The organism is Yersinia sp. 2540 StPb PI, assembly GCF_052217165.1.
GTDB lineage: Bacteria > Pseudomonadota > Gammaproteobacteria > Enterobacterales > Enterobacteriaceae > Yersinia > Yersinia enterocolitica_E.
On record NZ_JAZGQC010000001.1, the window covers coordinates 1,596,152 to 1,609,249 of the forward strand.

Consider the following 13,098-nt stretch of genomic DNA (forward strand, 5'->3'; position numbering starts at 1 on the left):
GCTTATTTGCTCCCTTTGGTTGCCGGTGTTTCGGGCGTGCTTTCCGTCGCGGCCTGCGCATCGGTGGTGGCTTCCGGTTGGGTTTCATTCGGGTTGGCCGCAACGTTCACCGCAGCCATAATCGCAGCGGCAAGGCCGTCATAGTTCGGGGCATCAGATACCATCAGCGCGCTTGCACCCCTTACGGTTTCACCGCCATTTTTTGCCGGTAAAATCTCGATGTTTTCCACCAGACAACCGCAGGCGTAATCCTCCACCACATAATCCTGTTTAATGGATTCGTAGTTTTCGATGCGGTCACGCTTGGCGTTCTCATCGATATGGCGGCGGTGCGAGTCTTCCAACCAGTAAATAGACAGGTTATCGAGGCGGGTGATCATGAATGCGTTAGCCGGGAAGAACGGCACACGGATAGCCGGTAAATTGCCGATCCGCTTCTGGCTGATAATCAGGTCAGCGGCGAGGGTTTCGCTGTTTTCCTGCTCTTTATTGACGATGGGGAAATACTTATCCTGCATCAACTGACGGCCAGTGATAACCACCAGTTCAGGGTCTTCCTGATGCCATTCCGCAATCATGTTATTCGTGGCATCCATCACCAGCGCGTCCAGATTGACGTAATCACCGCCATGGCCGACACGAATTTTTTCCGACACTACCGCGCCATCTTCGCCAATGATGTTACTCATCACGCGGGTTGGCGCATTGGTGCGGTATTTTTGCAACCAGCCCGGCGCAATATCCTGCAACATCGGGTTGAGTGCACGGTTAGAGGTCTTGGCACGGTGGGTGCCATTGAAGCCCGCCATGATGCGGTCAAGTGCCTGCCGCTTGATAATCGCGTCGCGCAAGCGGGTCTGGAAGTCCTGATAACGCGCCCACAGGTCGAGGGTGTTATAGCGAATGTGGAAATCGTAGTTCACCTGCTCACAGAAATACTTCTCACTGTCCAGACCCGCAAACTCGGCGGTTTCGCGCTCGTCACCGCCGTCAGTGTCAGTATTGCTGGCAATTGACCCGGTAACACTCAGGCCCACTTTTTCAGCGGTCAGCTCGGCGACGGGCACAATATTGATGCGGCTCAGAAACTCTGAGGACTCTTGGACGCGGGTCATGATGGTTTGCGTGACGGAGGGTTCAACGCTGAATTTTTTATTCAGGTCGCCGGTTTCTACCCCGTTCAGCTCGGCTTGACGGGTCAGATAGGCATTAAATTTAAAACGGGTTGCTGGGCGCATAATAATCCTGATTCAGTTAAATAACGTGTTAATGAAATAACCAGTGGGCCGCACAACGGGCGGCCAGTGACCCCGATTAGCAGTCGGTCAATACATCGTTTTGATTGTTGCCGCCGGTGGATTCCGGGCGCTTGGCTTGGCTAAAGTTTTCAGTGATAGACAGTTTGCTTTCGAGGGACGTAACCCCTTGTTTTCCCTTTTCGATACTCTGTTTCAGCTCCACCACATGGTCAGTGAGTTTTTTCTCAATGGCGGTAAAGCGGGCTTCAATGGTTTCGCTATGCCCCTGCACATGCTCCGCCACCGCGTTTACGGCCTCATGCACATCATTAAAACGCGCATCGTCAGTCGCCTGCTTGCGACTGAATATTGACTTCACCACGTTAAACAACGTGATACCCGGCTCGGCTACGTCTTCAAATTCCAGTTGCACTTCAACCGCTGCTGAGAACAAGTTTTCTGGGTTAGATTTACGGGCGGCTAATGGGTTGTGTTTGGCTTTGGCGCTGAATTCCAGCATTTCAGTGCCGAGGCTGGCGGGGTCATCGGTCACAGCCAGCCCGACCAGATAGGCTTTACCGGTATTGGCAAAGTTCGGGCTAATTTCCATGGAGGTATAAATTTTCTGTAGGGCTTTGTTCATCTGTACCAAATCATCGGTTGGGCTGATTTGGGCGAACAACGCACGCTTACCGTTCAGGATGGAATCGTCTTCAATGGTTTCCGCTTTGAGTGCTGAGACATCGCCATAACGGCGGAAAGTGCTGTCCGGGGAGTAACTTTTCAAATGTTCCAGATTGATGCGGCAACCGTAGACACGCGGGTCAAATGACTCGGCCATCTGGTTGATATCGTCTGCGGAAATGATTCGCCCGTCGCAGGTATCACCTTCAACGCCGATACGAAAATACTTAGAAACTTTCTTAGCCATGAGCGGCTCCATTCAGTGTGATTATGGTTGTTCGGTTCGGGGCTTAGTTTCCTGATGTATGGCGGCAGCAACAACGAAAGCCAGTTGTGACGGGGCTGGCACAACAGCGAGGACGCGCAGAGGGTCGGGCTGGTCGCGTAGCCTAATGGCATGAATACGACACCGAGCACCATCATCAGCGACCCACGGCGACAGGCGGCCTTGCTTTACTGGCAGGGCTTTTCTGTGCGCCAGATTGCGGACACGCTGGCCCTGAAATCGCCGACTGTGCAGAGCTGGAAGAAGCGCGACGGGTGGGACGCCATTGCGCCCATTTCCCGCGTGGAAACCAGCATGGAAGCGCGGTTGATTCAGCTCATCATGAAAGACGCCAAAGAGGGGCGGGACTTTAAAGAGATTGACCTGTTAGGCCGACAGATTGAACGGCTGGCGCGGGTTAACCGCTACAGCCAGACCGGCAGCGAAGCTGATTTAAATCCGAACGTAGCGAACCGCAACAAAGGGGAGCGCAAGACCCCGGATAAAAACCTGTTCGGTGAATCTGCTATTGAAAAGCTGGAGTCTATTTTTCACGAAAATATCTTTGATTATCAGCGCAACTGGTTTGAGGCCGGACTCACTCACCGTATCCGCAATATTCTGAAATCGCGCCAGATTGGGGCAACCTTCTTCTTTGCCCGCGAAGCGCTGCTGGACGCCATCACGACAGGACGTAACCAGATATTCCTGTCAGCCAGTAAGGCACAGGCGCACGTGTTCAAAAGCTACATTATCGACTTTGCCCGCATGGTTGATGTTGACCTGAAAGGCGACCCGATGGTGTTACCGAACGGGGCGCGCTTGTTCTTCCTCGGCACTAACGTGCGCACCGCGCAGAGCTACACCGGCAATCTCTATCTTGACGAATATTTCTGGATACCCAAGTTTCAGGAGCTGCGCAAAGTCGCCAGCGGCATGTCATTACACAAAAAATGGCGTACCACCTATTTCTCCACGCCGTCGAGTCTGGCGCACAGTGCCTATCCGTTCTGGTCTGGTGAGCTGTTCAATAAAGGCCGCCGCAATAAATCCGACCATATCCAACTGGATTTAAGCCACAGCCATTTGGCCCGTGGTTCGTTGTGTGCTGATGGTCAGTGGCGACAGATTGTCACGGTTGAAGATGCACTGGCGGGCGGTTGTAACCTGTTTGACCTTAATCAGCTATCGCTTGAATACGGCCCGTCAGAATATCAAAACCTGTTGATGTGCGAGTTTGTGGACGATCAAGCGTCAGTCTTCCCGTTCAAGGAGTTGCAGGCTTGCATGGTGGACAGTCTGGAAGAGTGGGAAGACTACAACCCCTATTCGTTGCGGCCGTTTGGTTATCGCCCGGTGTGGATTGGTTATGACCCGTCCGAGGCCAACGGCGGTGACAGTGCCGGGTGCGCGGTGATCGCGCCGCCAATGGTGCCGGGCGGCAAGTTCCGCGTGTTGGAGCGCCACCAGTGGAAAGGGATGGATTTTGAGGCGCAGGCCAAGCATATCGAAGAGTTGACGCAGAAATATTGCGTGGAATACATCGGTATTGATGCGACTACCGTCGGGCAAGGCGTTTTCCAGTTGGTGCGCCAGTTCTTCCCTGCGGCAAGGGAAATCAAATATACCCCTGAAATCAAAACCGCCATGGTGCTGAAAGCCAAGCACACCATTAATAACGGCCGTCTGGAATATGACACCGGCCACACCGACATCACCCAGTCATTTATGGCCATTCGCAAAACCATGACCGCCAGCGGCAAGAGTTCGACTTATGTTGCCAGCCGCAGCGAAGAAGCCAGCCACGCCGATGTGGCGTGGGCGATTATGCACGCCCTGTTAAATGAACCCCTTACCGCGACATATGGCGGTCACAGCCCTAACTTCTTGGAGTTTTACGGATGAAATCAATGACTTTTACTGCTGGTCAAGTTGACGGCCTGCGCGAACATTTCGAAAACTCGGCCTTTGACTATCAAAAGACGTGGTATCGGGTGGGGCAGACCGGCGTAGCCCGAAATATCACCAAGTCGCGTCAGGTGGGGGCCGACTGGCTTTTCGCTTTTGAAGCGTTACTGGATGCCCTCACCACAGGCCGCAACCAGCATTTTTTAACCACCTCAAGATATAGCGCTCTAACGACCCGCGCCACGATTGCCGAGTTTTGCCGGGTAGTTAGGGTAAACGTGAACCCCTTCTCGCTGAATAATATGCTGTTAGGTAATGGCGCACTTATCGCCTTTCACGGTGAGAACAGTCACGCAGCCGCTCATGCCGGGAATGTGTACCTGGGTGAATATGCATGGGCTAAAAACCCGCGTTCAATACTGCAAATGGCTAAGGGGATGGCAATGCACAAAAATCATCGTTTAACGCTCTATACCACACCCTCCCGCTCACATACCGCGTTCAAGATTTGGAATGGCTCACTGCGCCGCCCACGAAAAGCCGTACCGGTGATACACACGGATAACGGCGTTTTTTGTGCTGATGGCGTATTCCGTCAATCGGTTACGGCTGATGATGCCATTCAGCAAGGTTGCACGTTATGGGAAAAAAATTGGGATAAGGATTGGCTGGAAAAACACATGACGGAGGATGATTTCAAGCTCTTATATTTGGGCGACTGGTCACAAGCGGCAAACAATGCAGGGGAAGTGAAATGAGTAAGCGCAAGGGCCGTAAGGCATTAAGCCGACCTGTCACCAATCACACCGCCAGCCAACAGCAGCCGGTGGAGGCGTTCACCTTTGGCGAACCTTCCGCCGTTCTCGACAAGCGGGAAATACTGGATTACATCGAATGCACCGGTAACGGTAAATGGTATGACCCGCCTATCAGCTTTGACGGGCTGGCGCGTAGCTTCCGGGCGGCGGTGCATCACAGCTCACCGCTGTATGTGAAACGCAACATACTGGCAAGTACATTTATCCCTCATGCAATGCTCAGTCAGCAGGCATTTAGCCGCTATGCGCTGGATTATCTGGTGTTCGGCAATGCGTTTTTAGAGGTGCGCCGTAACCAACTGGGCGCACCACTGCGCCTCGACCCCAGTCCGGCCAAGTACACCCGCCGTGGATTAGAAAAAGATTGCTATTGGTTTGTCCAGAACTGGAAAGATGAACACCTGTTCGAAGCCGGGAGCGTTTTCCACCTGATAGAACCGGATATCAATCAGGAGCTTTACGGTTTGCCGGAATACCTCAGCGGTTTAAATTCGGCATGGCTCAATGAAGCCGCCACGCTGTTTCGCCGCAAGTATTACCAGAACGGCGCACACGCGGGATACATCCTGTATATGACTGATGCGGCGCAAAGTAGCAGCGATATTGAGGCAATGCGTAAAGCGATGCGCGACACCAAAGGGCTAGGCAATTTCCGCAACCTGTTTATGTACGCGCCTAATGGCAAAAAAGACGGCATCCAGATTTTACCGTTGAGCGAAGTCGCCACCAAAGATGACTTTTTTAATATCAAGAACGCCACCCGCGACGACCTGCTCAGTGTGCACCGGGTGCCACCGCAGATGATGGGGATTATTCCCAACAATACCGGCGGTTTCGGTGACGTGGCGAAAGCCTCACAAGTGTTTGTCCGTAACGAGTTAACGCCGTTGCAAGAACGATTGAAAGAGGTGAATGACTGGATAGGGGAAGAGGTGATCCGGTTTAAGCCTTATGAACTGATAAGCGAGGATTGATATGGGACGTAAAGCGCCAACACCACCGCCATACAAACACGGCGACACAGTGAAGAGGCCAGCGCCACCGCCGCAGCCACCGCAAAAATACAAAACGAAAAAAGGAATAATTATGGAAACTCAAACTAACCAAAAAATCACAGCGCAACGGGCTGTTGATATTCTTAATCAAGCGTTGTCACTTGACCCGGATTGTATTACTGCCCTGGTATCGCATCGAATAGAGTGTAACGCGACGTTAGCCCATGACTCTGAGGTGATGTGTGGTATGTCCAAAGGCAAATACATGACTGGCGCGCTTGGCGTTATCAACTCACTGGTTACAGACGGCTTTGTCGCTGCACTGTATACAGATGAAAAAAAGCTGGCAGCGTTTCAAGTTTGCAAATAGTTAATTGATATTTTTGAATATCATAGCCGCCGAACCGGGCGGCTTTTTCATGCCCGAAAAGTAGCAATTCCAACACCTCGCACCATACGCCACCAGACGCCCGCTACGCCCTCGCAACCCATGAACACGCATTGATTCCCAACCCAACCGAACGCAGCACCACGGCCCGCCCAAGATCTATAAATAAGGGTATCAAAACCCTTTGCGCGCAATGCTATCCCCGCCACGCCTGCGCGCTTTGCAGGTCGCTTTTCATGCACTTGCATGAGGTGGTGAGAACCGCGCCGGGACTGGGGCTAGCAAGGGAAATAGGAGAGGGGATCGACATGCGGAATCATGCACTATATGCATGCATGACCCAAATCACGATGGGGGGCCACACATGCATCATTTTATGGGGAATTTATCAGTGGGACTTTTTGCCGTCGGCGTTATAGAAAATCTCATCATAATTTTGGCTCGTCACTATCTGGCTGGTCAGGTCTGATATCAACGACATGGCGACAAGAAACTCACTATTACTGCACTGTGCAACTTGCGAAACTTCAGCAATAAATTTAATTCTTGTTAGCGTTAGTTCTATCTTATCAATATGTTCCATGCAGGTTCCTTATTATACTGTATTTATATACAGTATTAAGTAAAAGAATATTAAGGTCAATACCGTATACGGCTATTTAGCTAAATCAGATGCTTGTGACGCGCTATATGTTGTAAAAGTAATCCGCTGTGACGCGTCACAATGGTTTAATTGCGCTAATTAATAGGCTGTTAATGCCTTTGGTCTGCCAGCAAGCAGCCTCACCCCGCAAACAGCATCCATTTGGATCGCCCGGCAAGGTATCGCCACATTTTCCGCAACGTTGTTTACCCAGCTCGGCCAGTTGCTCTTTTAGTCGCTGGTTATCTTGCCGAATCAGCAGCGCGATATATTCCGGCAAATCATAGGCTGGCCGGAACAGACGCCGGGCAGCCATGCCCTCGTTCAGCATGGCGAACTCTTCCGGCTCAAGTCGGGCGCGAACCTCATTGATACCGGCAGATTTATCACGCTGGCGCTGTGCCTGTTTGCGGGTAGTTGCGGCGGTTTTAGTCATGGTTTTCCTCACAGGTAGATTAATCATCGAATTCCGGCCAGTCGGACAGGGCCGGATACTGAATAACAATGTCGCCGAACGTCATTTTTGTCCCACGCGCTAACGATTCCAGCTCCCAGCGTTGGACGCTGATATCTTTCAGCAGTAAATTATTGCGGATTTGGGGGATACGCTGGCGTTCTTCGCGGGTTAAACGGGCCGATGGCGCAATAAGGCGGCCTTTGGTGGGGTCATAACTGCGTTGCATCTTACTGATCGTTGGCTGTTTCTCTTTAACGCGGGCCACAATCGCCTTTACGGCGGCAGTGTCCGACCAGTCAATAACGGCGTCCGGTGGGTATTCCATCGCCATCACAGGCGTTTTGGCCTGCCCGTTGGGGTCATTTGGCGCTTGTGTGTTTCCACCTAACCCACAGTTATTGACAGGACTCCGAGGCGCGCCAGAGGCGCTTTTCAACGTCAAAGGCTCAACGTCAACGGCACCCAAAACGATGCGCCATTGGGTTGTACGGGTTTCATGAACATGGTCAGCGCCCAAATGCGGCGCATAGATACCGACGACTTTCTGCACTTCCTCATCGTAAGCGTTCAGCTCATCGGCGATACGCTTGGCTACACGCACAGTCTGATTGCCGCTATTAGTTCCACCCTGCGCAGCGATGTAGGCAGCAAAATCACCCTCATCAGCAGCATGGCGCACAGCTTCCACCGTTTCATCAAACGACTCGGCCAGGCTGATAAAACGAATGCGGCGACACTCGCGATAGGCTCCCATGGAGGGAATACCCATCGGGCGAAACTGAGGGATGCGCCACGTTGCCGCCCACGCAGTAACCGCCGCAGCGGAATCGGTTAGCAACTCACCGGTTTCATGGTCGCGTTCACCCTCAAGCGCATAGCCGTCGATATTCTTGGCAATGTATTTAGCGATGTAACCAGCGGCTCCGCCTTTGTTCAGGTGCTTGCATTCAAAGCGGTATTTAGCGGCTCCGCGCTCGTCACTGTCTTCTTTCAACGCATAGCGGCGCATGATGTCGATAATCTGTTGGCGCTGGCGACGCTCGCAAAACAGCATCATGTGCCAGTGCGGGGTGCCGTCGTGGTGCGGCTCAACGACCCGCATCCCGTAGACGCTTAATTTATTGTCTTTAAAGGCGGTGCGCATTTTGCTCCAAATGTTGCAGAGATATTGCTGACCGTCTTTTGGGGAATAGGCTTCATCGTCCCACTTATGGTTAAGCTGGATTTTTGTGCTATCCCCTTTACCGATAAGGCGTGTCGGGTGATATTTTGACGGGGTGGTGATAGTCAGAAACATACCGACGTGCTTCTGTGAAGCTGCATATTTTTCGATACCGGCGATGGTGCTCATTAGCTCCATTCGTCGAATTTCTGGATTAGAAATACTCGCCATCACCTTATCAATCAGGTCGATGCGCTCACCGGTTTCAATGTTTTCTAACTGGCAGCTTTTGAGGTATTCCAAATTAGACTGGCGACGGGCGAACACTTCACGGATGGCCTGCTTACTCGCATAAGAAGAAGCCGACATATCACGGCTGACATTACCGACAGCAATCAATAGCGCTTCCCGCCAGCGGGTGCGCTGTGCTTTGAGTTTGCGCTCCCACCATTCAGGATTAACCAGCCGTGACAGGCTGGCGATAGCCGAGGTGATATCTAACCGGTCTTTCAGGTATTTGCGCCAGTGCATCGGGGTGATGTTAAAAGCGCGCGCCATTCTGGCAAGATCGCCGTATATGCGTACCTGTGTATCGGTCTGTAATAAAATAGCCCTATCACCCTGATTAGCCTTAATGCATTCATCACAATGATGGTTGTACGCCACCATTAGCTCATCGCCGATTTTGCGGGCAAAGCGGCGCAGCTCTTTATCATGCATACCCGCTAGGCTGGCATAAGTTGGGGCATCAGTGGAAAAACTCATTGACGCACTGAGGCACATAACATTTTTGCTATTGACCACTTTAATACGCGGCCAGATACGCTGGTCAAAGACAAATACCAGCCATTTGTTAGCGTCGCTTAAACCTTTATTGGCTAACAGATATTCATAGCGAGAAACAAACTGGCTACGCAGGAAATGGGGGAGTGTGTCGATATGGTCTAAAACAGCTTGCCCCTGAATCAGTTGTTCACGGGTAAGCGGTCTTTGAATGCCGGGTAAAGTTTCGCGCGGTTTACTGCCGGGGTAAGCATAGGCAGGAACAGCAGCGCCGCTGCCCGGATAAGGCAACGGCGGAGTTGGGGTAGTACGGCTCAGAAAGTTGAGGCTCATGCCTGTACCATCAACGCATCGATAATTTCTTTCATTGCAAGCGGTGGCACTGCATTACCTGCCATATGAACTGTCAATTTATGCGTACTAGGCCGGATATAACTAGATGGGAAAGACATTGCCAACATGTTTTCGTCAGCATCAATCATACGCATTCTATCGCCGTCAATAATCGCCCAACGATCACGCGTGGTGATGGTGCCGATAGGGCGCTCAAGAGAGCGTCCGGTTTTTGTATTCCCGTAATAAGAAATCAAAAACCGCTCACCAAACGCCTTACGACCATTTTTTACACGCTCAAGAGTCGCTAAAGCACGACCTTGCTTGTTGATGTCCTGCCACCGTCCAGCACCAAAATCAAGAAAGGTTGATGCGGGCACATGTGAAAACTTCGGTAATGTTAAATGCAATGGTTTTTTACTTCTGGTGCAAATGATAAACATGCGCACTCTATTTTGTGGGACACCTAGATCAGCACAGTCGATAACATGTGGAACCAGCGAATATCCCAAGGCATGCATAGCCGACTCCCATGCAGGGTATAGCCGCCATTGCAAAAACTCAGAAACATTCTCAACAATGATAATCTCTGGATGGTGATATTCGGCCGCAGAGACAACAGCCCAAGCAGTCGCCCGGCTATTATCGTGCTGTGGATTGCCTGATTTTTTACCCCTTGCCTTGCTGTGGCCCTGACAGCATGGTGAAGCCATCATGAGGTCATGGTGGGGAACTTGACTCCAATCAGCCTGATGTAAGTCTTGGCAAACATGAACCGCTAGCGGGTGATTCTCCGCGTGTGACCGGACAGCTTCCTGCCAATGATTAGCGGCCCAAACGACCTGAACACCTGCCATGGCTGCGCCGGTTGATGAGCCGCCAATACCAGAAAATAGATCTATAGCTTTCATGTTATTGCCTTGGGTGTATTGATTAATGTAATACTTTCTAAATACAAAAAGTGTTATTTATTTACAGAAGAGAATGCGTCTTGGCATAACTTACCAATACGGCCAATTTCATTAGCTAACGACATAAAGCTATTAATCTGTGCTTCACCTATATTGCGCTTTATTAAACCCTCCACCAGTTGTTCAATAGTTAGAAAGTAAGCAACAGGCTCTAAACGTTCTTGCCCCTCACTTTTACCTTTCTGACTAACTTTCACTTCATTAAGAATAAATTGCAGGCTGTCAGAAGTAACAACGTGTTTTTCGCCGATTTTAATATGCATAATAAATTCTTTATTTAGGTAATAAGTTAGGAGAGTGAAAGTCTTTAAATCCTTTTTCACATAATTCAGCAAGGCGTTTAGTTTCCTCAACCAACGTTGAAATAGAATTAACGCCAGAGCGATAAATACGATGATGGATTAAATCACTCACCAAACTAACTCTTGTCGGATAGTGAGCAATTACCGCCAACACCCTCTCATTTTCTTTGGTGAATTTAATCTCGTTAAGCACGAGGTTTGGAATGCAGCCTAGAGTTTTGGTTGGCTCACACAAAGTAATTGCGTAACGAGCATCAATGACAATTTCGTCAACCATCAGTGTTGTGCCTGCGCTTGGTTAAGGATCCCCTCGGCGATGTGGTTAAGCAACTCCGCCGCTTCTACACCGTTCAGTTCACGGTTTAGAATTTGGTTAGCAACCTCTTCCAGACGAAATGAAACCAGCGCGGCCTGATTCTTTCTTTCATCTATGCGCGCTTCATTTAGCATTAGCTCCATTGATTCAACTGACATCATTGTAATTGAACGATCACTTCCCGGCTTGGCGGGGTCTACACCCACCCATATATTTTGTGGTGTGTTCTGCATAAATAACTCCTATTTTAGGCAAGACGAAACCCGGCGAGTAAAACGCCATATATTGCGACTTTGGTTAGTTAATAATATTCAGAGTGCAGTCATCATTACTAATGAATGGTGGTAATGAACGAGTAAACTCAATTAAGTAATTCAACGTTTCAACTACACTTTCTCTTTCTGCCGGACTTAATTCTGAAAACTGCATGTTCACATGACGACTTTTTAAGCCAGCATGAAAACAGATTGTTTTACGCAAATGTGCAGGCGATTTATCAAAAGCATCTTTAGCAACATTTTTTCTATTGCGTAAATACTTTTCTTTAAATTCAGTAATGCGGGCAATACCCGTCATTCTTAATTTTTCAGCTTCCGTTAATTGCAGCATATAACCCCCAATTAACGCCCGAACAGACGGCGTAATATTGGCGTCTTCTTTGCAGAGGACAATTCTTGTAAAAGCGCCTTTTGATTACTTCCCGGCTTCCAGCGCTGGCCATTCTTCAACTCCAGCATACCGTGGCCGAAATGGCGCAGGTTTACTGGGCTTTGCTGTTTTAACAGTGGGGCAATAGAAATAATCATAAAGACACCTCAACTCAAACCGGCGACAGCACTCAATCCGCTAATAACATCAACGGTTGAAGCAAGCGCAGGGGTTGACTGAATGCGACATTGCACTGTCAGGCCAATCAGTGACAGGTGGCGAATCGCAGTATTGACACTATCCAGCAGGGCTGATTTGCTGAATGCTGTTTTATGGTTGCCTTGTACCGCAGCGGCTGCAATAGAACCCACTGCGGCAGTTGCTTTAAGTGCGTAGGTAGAAATGTTATCGGCGCTGGCCTCATTTACTGGCACTGACGGCATACAATTTATTTGCGCCAACATGGCATCGATAAGGCTGGCGTCTTCTGTTGCGTCGGTGATCGCAAGTAATTCAGTAACCGTAAGTTGGTGCGGTTGCTCCGGGTTGAGCTTGTTCCGCAACGTTTGCGCATTCATATCCAACTGTTTCGCCAACTGCGTCAGATTGTGACGCGTTGGAAACTGGCGGCATACATTGTCAAAGTGCGGATGTTTAGAAACAGAAAAATCAAACATGGCAATCACTCCTGTAAACTCGAATAATCAAACTCGACCTTTAGCTATAGAAGATTGCCCTTTGATGTACTTGCAATTGACCGCTTGCTCACTTAATTTTTCACGCCAAGCAACAGCATTAATTAATACTCTTTCACGTGATTTCTCTTTTTTTGGCGTTGTTGTGGATAGTTTCTTTTCGCGGCCAACCATAGATGGATCGGCTTTTGTTGGAGCCTTTAGTAGCACACCATCTTCAAGCCATTGCCATACAAGCCGCTGACTTACCCCTTGTGTTTTAGCAAAATCTTTAACTGTGACAGTGTCAGAAATTGCAGAGCAAACAAGGCGTTCAAGCACAGGTGTTAATGCTGAAACTAGATCTTCTAACTGAAATGGGAATGCAATATGGTGCTCTTCCCCTCGCTGTGGTGGTGCTGAATGACTTATTGCATTTGAAACTGTCATATCGCATTATCTCCGGTTAGTTGCATTTTAGTGCATTGACACGCATTTATAAGTTACAAAGCA

General features: G+C 49.8%; 17 protein-coding genes. 4 read left to right on the forward strand and 13 right to left on the reverse strand.

The window, feature by feature from the left end:
• Positions 1-2 precede the first annotated feature (2 nt).
• Positions 3-1,238: a phage major capsid protein, P2 family gene (locus tag V1956_RS07170; RefSeq protein WP_442824959.1), complete on the reverse strand. Its 1,236-nt coding sequence runs from the start codon at positions 1,236-1,238 to the stop codon at positions 3-5.
• Positions 1,239-1,314: 76 nt separating this feature from the next.
• On the reverse strand, positions 1,315-2,169 hold the full coding sequence (locus tag V1956_RS07175) for a GPO family capsid scaffolding protein (protein ID WP_050941453.1): 855 nt from the start codon (positions 2,167-2,169) through the stop codon (positions 1,315-1,317).
• 150 nt (positions 2,170-2,319) lie between these two features.
• Here V1956_RS07175 and V1956_RS07180 point away from each other — a divergent pair, with 150 nt between their 5' ends.
• From V1956_RS07180 to V1956_RS07195, 4 genes are read left to right on the forward strand one after another with little or no spacing between them, the layout of a single operon-like run.
• Positions 2,320-4,092: a terminase ATPase subunit family protein gene (locus V1956_RS07180; protein WP_050297549.1), complete on the forward strand. Its 1,773-nt coding sequence runs from the start codon at positions 2,320-2,322 to the stop codon at positions 4,090-4,092.
• Positions 4,089-4,853: a terminase large subunit domain-containing protein gene (locus tag V1956_RS07185; RefSeq protein WP_442824960.1), complete on the forward strand. Its 765-nt coding sequence runs from the start codon at positions 4,089-4,091 to the stop codon at positions 4,851-4,853. Before V1956_RS07180 ends, V1956_RS07185 begins: the two co-directional genes overlap by 4 nt.
• Positions 4,850-5,887 carry a phage portal protein gene (locus V1956_RS07190; RefSeq protein WP_050297551.1) on the forward strand — a complete coding sequence of 346 codons (1,038 nt, stop codon included), beginning with the start codon at positions 4,850-4,852 and terminating at the stop codon, positions 5,885-5,887. Before V1956_RS07185 ends, V1956_RS07190 begins: the two co-directional genes overlap by 4 nt.
• A 1-nt stretch (position 5,888) precedes the next feature.
• Entirely contained in the window at positions 5,889-6,278 is a 390-nt protein-coding gene (locus V1956_RS07195) for a hypothetical protein (RefSeq protein ID WP_442824961.1), read from the forward strand.
• A gap of 406 nt (positions 6,279-6,684) precedes the next feature.
• Here V1956_RS07195 and V1956_RS07200 read toward each other — a convergent pair whose 3' ends face one another.
• From V1956_RS07200 to V1956_RS07250, 11 genes are all read right to left on the reverse strand, one after another.
• The gene (locus tag V1956_RS07200) at positions 6,685-6,879 is read right to left on the reverse strand and encodes a hypothetical protein (RefSeq protein WP_050133841.1); all 195 of its coding nucleotides are present in this window, start codon (positions 6,877-6,879) and stop codon (positions 6,685-6,687) included.
• A 136-nt stretch (positions 6,880-7,015) separates the two neighbouring features.
• Positions 7,016-7,375, reverse strand: a complete 360-nt coding sequence (locus V1956_RS07205; RefSeq protein ID WP_050088544.1) for a hypothetical protein — start codon at positions 7,373-7,375, stop codon at positions 7,016-7,018.
• Positions 7,376-7,394: 19 nt separating this feature from the next.
• Positions 7,395-9,674, reverse strand: a complete 2,280-nt coding sequence (locus V1956_RS07210; protein WP_442824962.1) for a replication endonuclease — start codon at positions 9,672-9,674, stop codon at positions 7,395-7,397.
• Positions 9,671-10,585 carry a DNA cytosine methyltransferase gene (locus V1956_RS07215; RefSeq protein WP_411937110.1) on the reverse strand — a complete coding sequence of 305 codons (915 nt, stop codon included), beginning with the start codon at positions 10,583-10,585 and terminating at the stop codon, positions 9,671-9,673. The genes V1956_RS07210 and V1956_RS07215 overlap by 4 nt, the downstream gene beginning before the upstream one ends.
• 53 nt (positions 10,586-10,638) lie before the next feature.
• A complete protein-coding gene (locus tag V1956_RS07220; protein WP_442824963.1) occupies positions 10,639-10,908 on the reverse strand; it encodes a DUF5405 family protein in 270 nt (89 codons plus the stop codon).
• Between the two features lie 10 nt (positions 10,909-10,918).
• Positions 10,919-11,224, reverse strand: a complete 306-nt coding sequence (locus V1956_RS07225; protein WP_442824964.1) for a DUF5405 family protein — start codon at positions 11,222-11,224, stop codon at positions 10,919-10,921.
• The gene (locus tag V1956_RS07230) at positions 11,224-11,496 is read right to left on the reverse strand and encodes a DUF2732 family protein (RefSeq protein ID WP_442824965.1); all 273 of its coding nucleotides are present in this window, start codon (positions 11,494-11,496) and stop codon (positions 11,224-11,226) included. The genes V1956_RS07225 and V1956_RS07230 overlap by 1 nt, the downstream gene beginning before the upstream one ends.
• Before the next feature lie 64 nt (positions 11,497-11,560).
• Positions 11,561-11,872: a hypothetical protein gene (locus tag V1956_RS07235; RefSeq protein WP_442824966.1), complete on the reverse strand. Its 312-nt coding sequence runs from the start codon at positions 11,870-11,872 to the stop codon at positions 11,561-11,563.
• A gap of 11 nt (positions 11,873-11,883) precedes the next feature.
• Positions 11,884-12,069: a phage filamentation protein Fil family protein gene (locus V1956_RS07240; protein ID WP_032909021.1), complete on the reverse strand. Its 186-nt coding sequence runs from the start codon at positions 12,067-12,069 to the stop codon at positions 11,884-11,886.
• Positions 12,070-12,078: 9 nt separating this feature from the next.
• Entirely contained in the window at positions 12,079-12,588 is a 510-nt protein-coding gene (locus V1956_RS07245; RefSeq protein WP_050088549.1) for a phage regulatory CII family protein, read from the reverse strand.
• A gap of 27 nt (positions 12,589-12,615) precedes the next feature.
• A complete protein-coding gene (locus V1956_RS07250; protein WP_442824967.1) occupies positions 12,616-13,035 on the reverse strand; it encodes a Cro/Cl family transcriptional regulator in 420 nt (139 codons plus the stop codon).
• Positions 13,036-13,098 lie beyond the last annotated feature (63 nt).

Bases quoted from the DNA above. Each gene is read 5' to 3' on its own strand.
- V1956_RS07170 (WP_442824959.1), bottom strand. From the start codon at position 1,238: ATGCGCCCAGCAACCCGTTTTAAATTTAATGCCTATCTGACCCGTCAA.
- V1956_RS07175 (WP_050941453.1), bottom strand. From the start codon at position 2,169: ATGGCTAAGAAAGTTTCTAAGTATTTTCGTATCGGCGTTGAAGGTGAT.
- V1956_RS07180 (WP_050297549.1), top strand. From the start codon at position 2,320: ATGAATACGACACCGAGCACCATCATCAGCGACCCACGGCGACAGGCG.
- V1956_RS07185 (WP_442824960.1), top strand. From the start codon at position 4,089: ATGAAATCAATGACTTTTACTGCTGGTCAAGTTGACGGCCTGCGCGAA.
- V1956_RS07190 (WP_050297551.1), top strand. From the start codon at position 4,850: ATGAGTAAGCGCAAGGGCCGTAAGGCATTAAGCCGACCTGTCACCAAT.
- V1956_RS07195 (WP_442824961.1), top strand. From the start codon at position 5,889: ATGGGACGTAAAGCGCCAACACCACCGCCATACAAACACGGCGACACA.
- V1956_RS07200 (WP_050133841.1), bottom strand. From the start codon at position 6,879: ATGGAACATATTGATAAGATAGAACTAACGCTAACAAGAATTAAATTT.
- V1956_RS07205 (WP_050088544.1), bottom strand. From the start codon at position 7,375: ATGACTAAAACCGCCGCAACTACCCGCAAACAGGCACAGCGCCAGCGT.
- V1956_RS07210 (WP_442824962.1), bottom strand. From the start codon at position 9,674: ATGAGCCTCAACTTTCTGAGCCGTACTACCCCAACTCCGCCGTTGCCT.
- V1956_RS07215 (WP_411937110.1), bottom strand. From the start codon at position 10,585: ATGAAAGCTATAGATCTATTTTCTGGTATTGGCGGCTCATCAACCGGC.
- V1956_RS07220 (WP_442824963.1), bottom strand. From the start codon at position 10,908: ATGCATATTAAAATCGGCGAAAAACACGTTGTTACTTCTGACAGCCTG.
- V1956_RS07225 (WP_442824964.1), bottom strand. From the start codon at position 11,224: ATGGTTGACGAAATTGTCATTGATGCTCGTTACGCAATTACTTTGTGT.
- V1956_RS07230 (WP_442824965.1), bottom strand. From the start codon at position 11,496: ATGCAGAACACACCACAAAATATATGGGTGGGTGTAGACCCCGCCAAG.
- V1956_RS07235 (WP_442824966.1), bottom strand. From the start codon at position 11,872: ATGCTGCAATTAACGGAAGCTGAAAAATTAAGAATGACGGGTATTGCC.
- V1956_RS07240 (WP_032909021.1), bottom strand. From the start codon at position 12,069: ATGATTATTTCTATTGCCCCACTGTTAAAACAGCAAAGCCCAGTAAAC.
- V1956_RS07245 (WP_050088549.1), bottom strand. From the start codon at position 12,588: ATGTTTGATTTTTCTGTTTCTAAACATCCGCACTTTGACAATGTATGC.
- V1956_RS07250 (WP_442824967.1), bottom strand. From the start codon at position 13,035: ATGACAGTTTCAAATGCAATAAGTCATTCAGCACCACCACAGCGAGGG.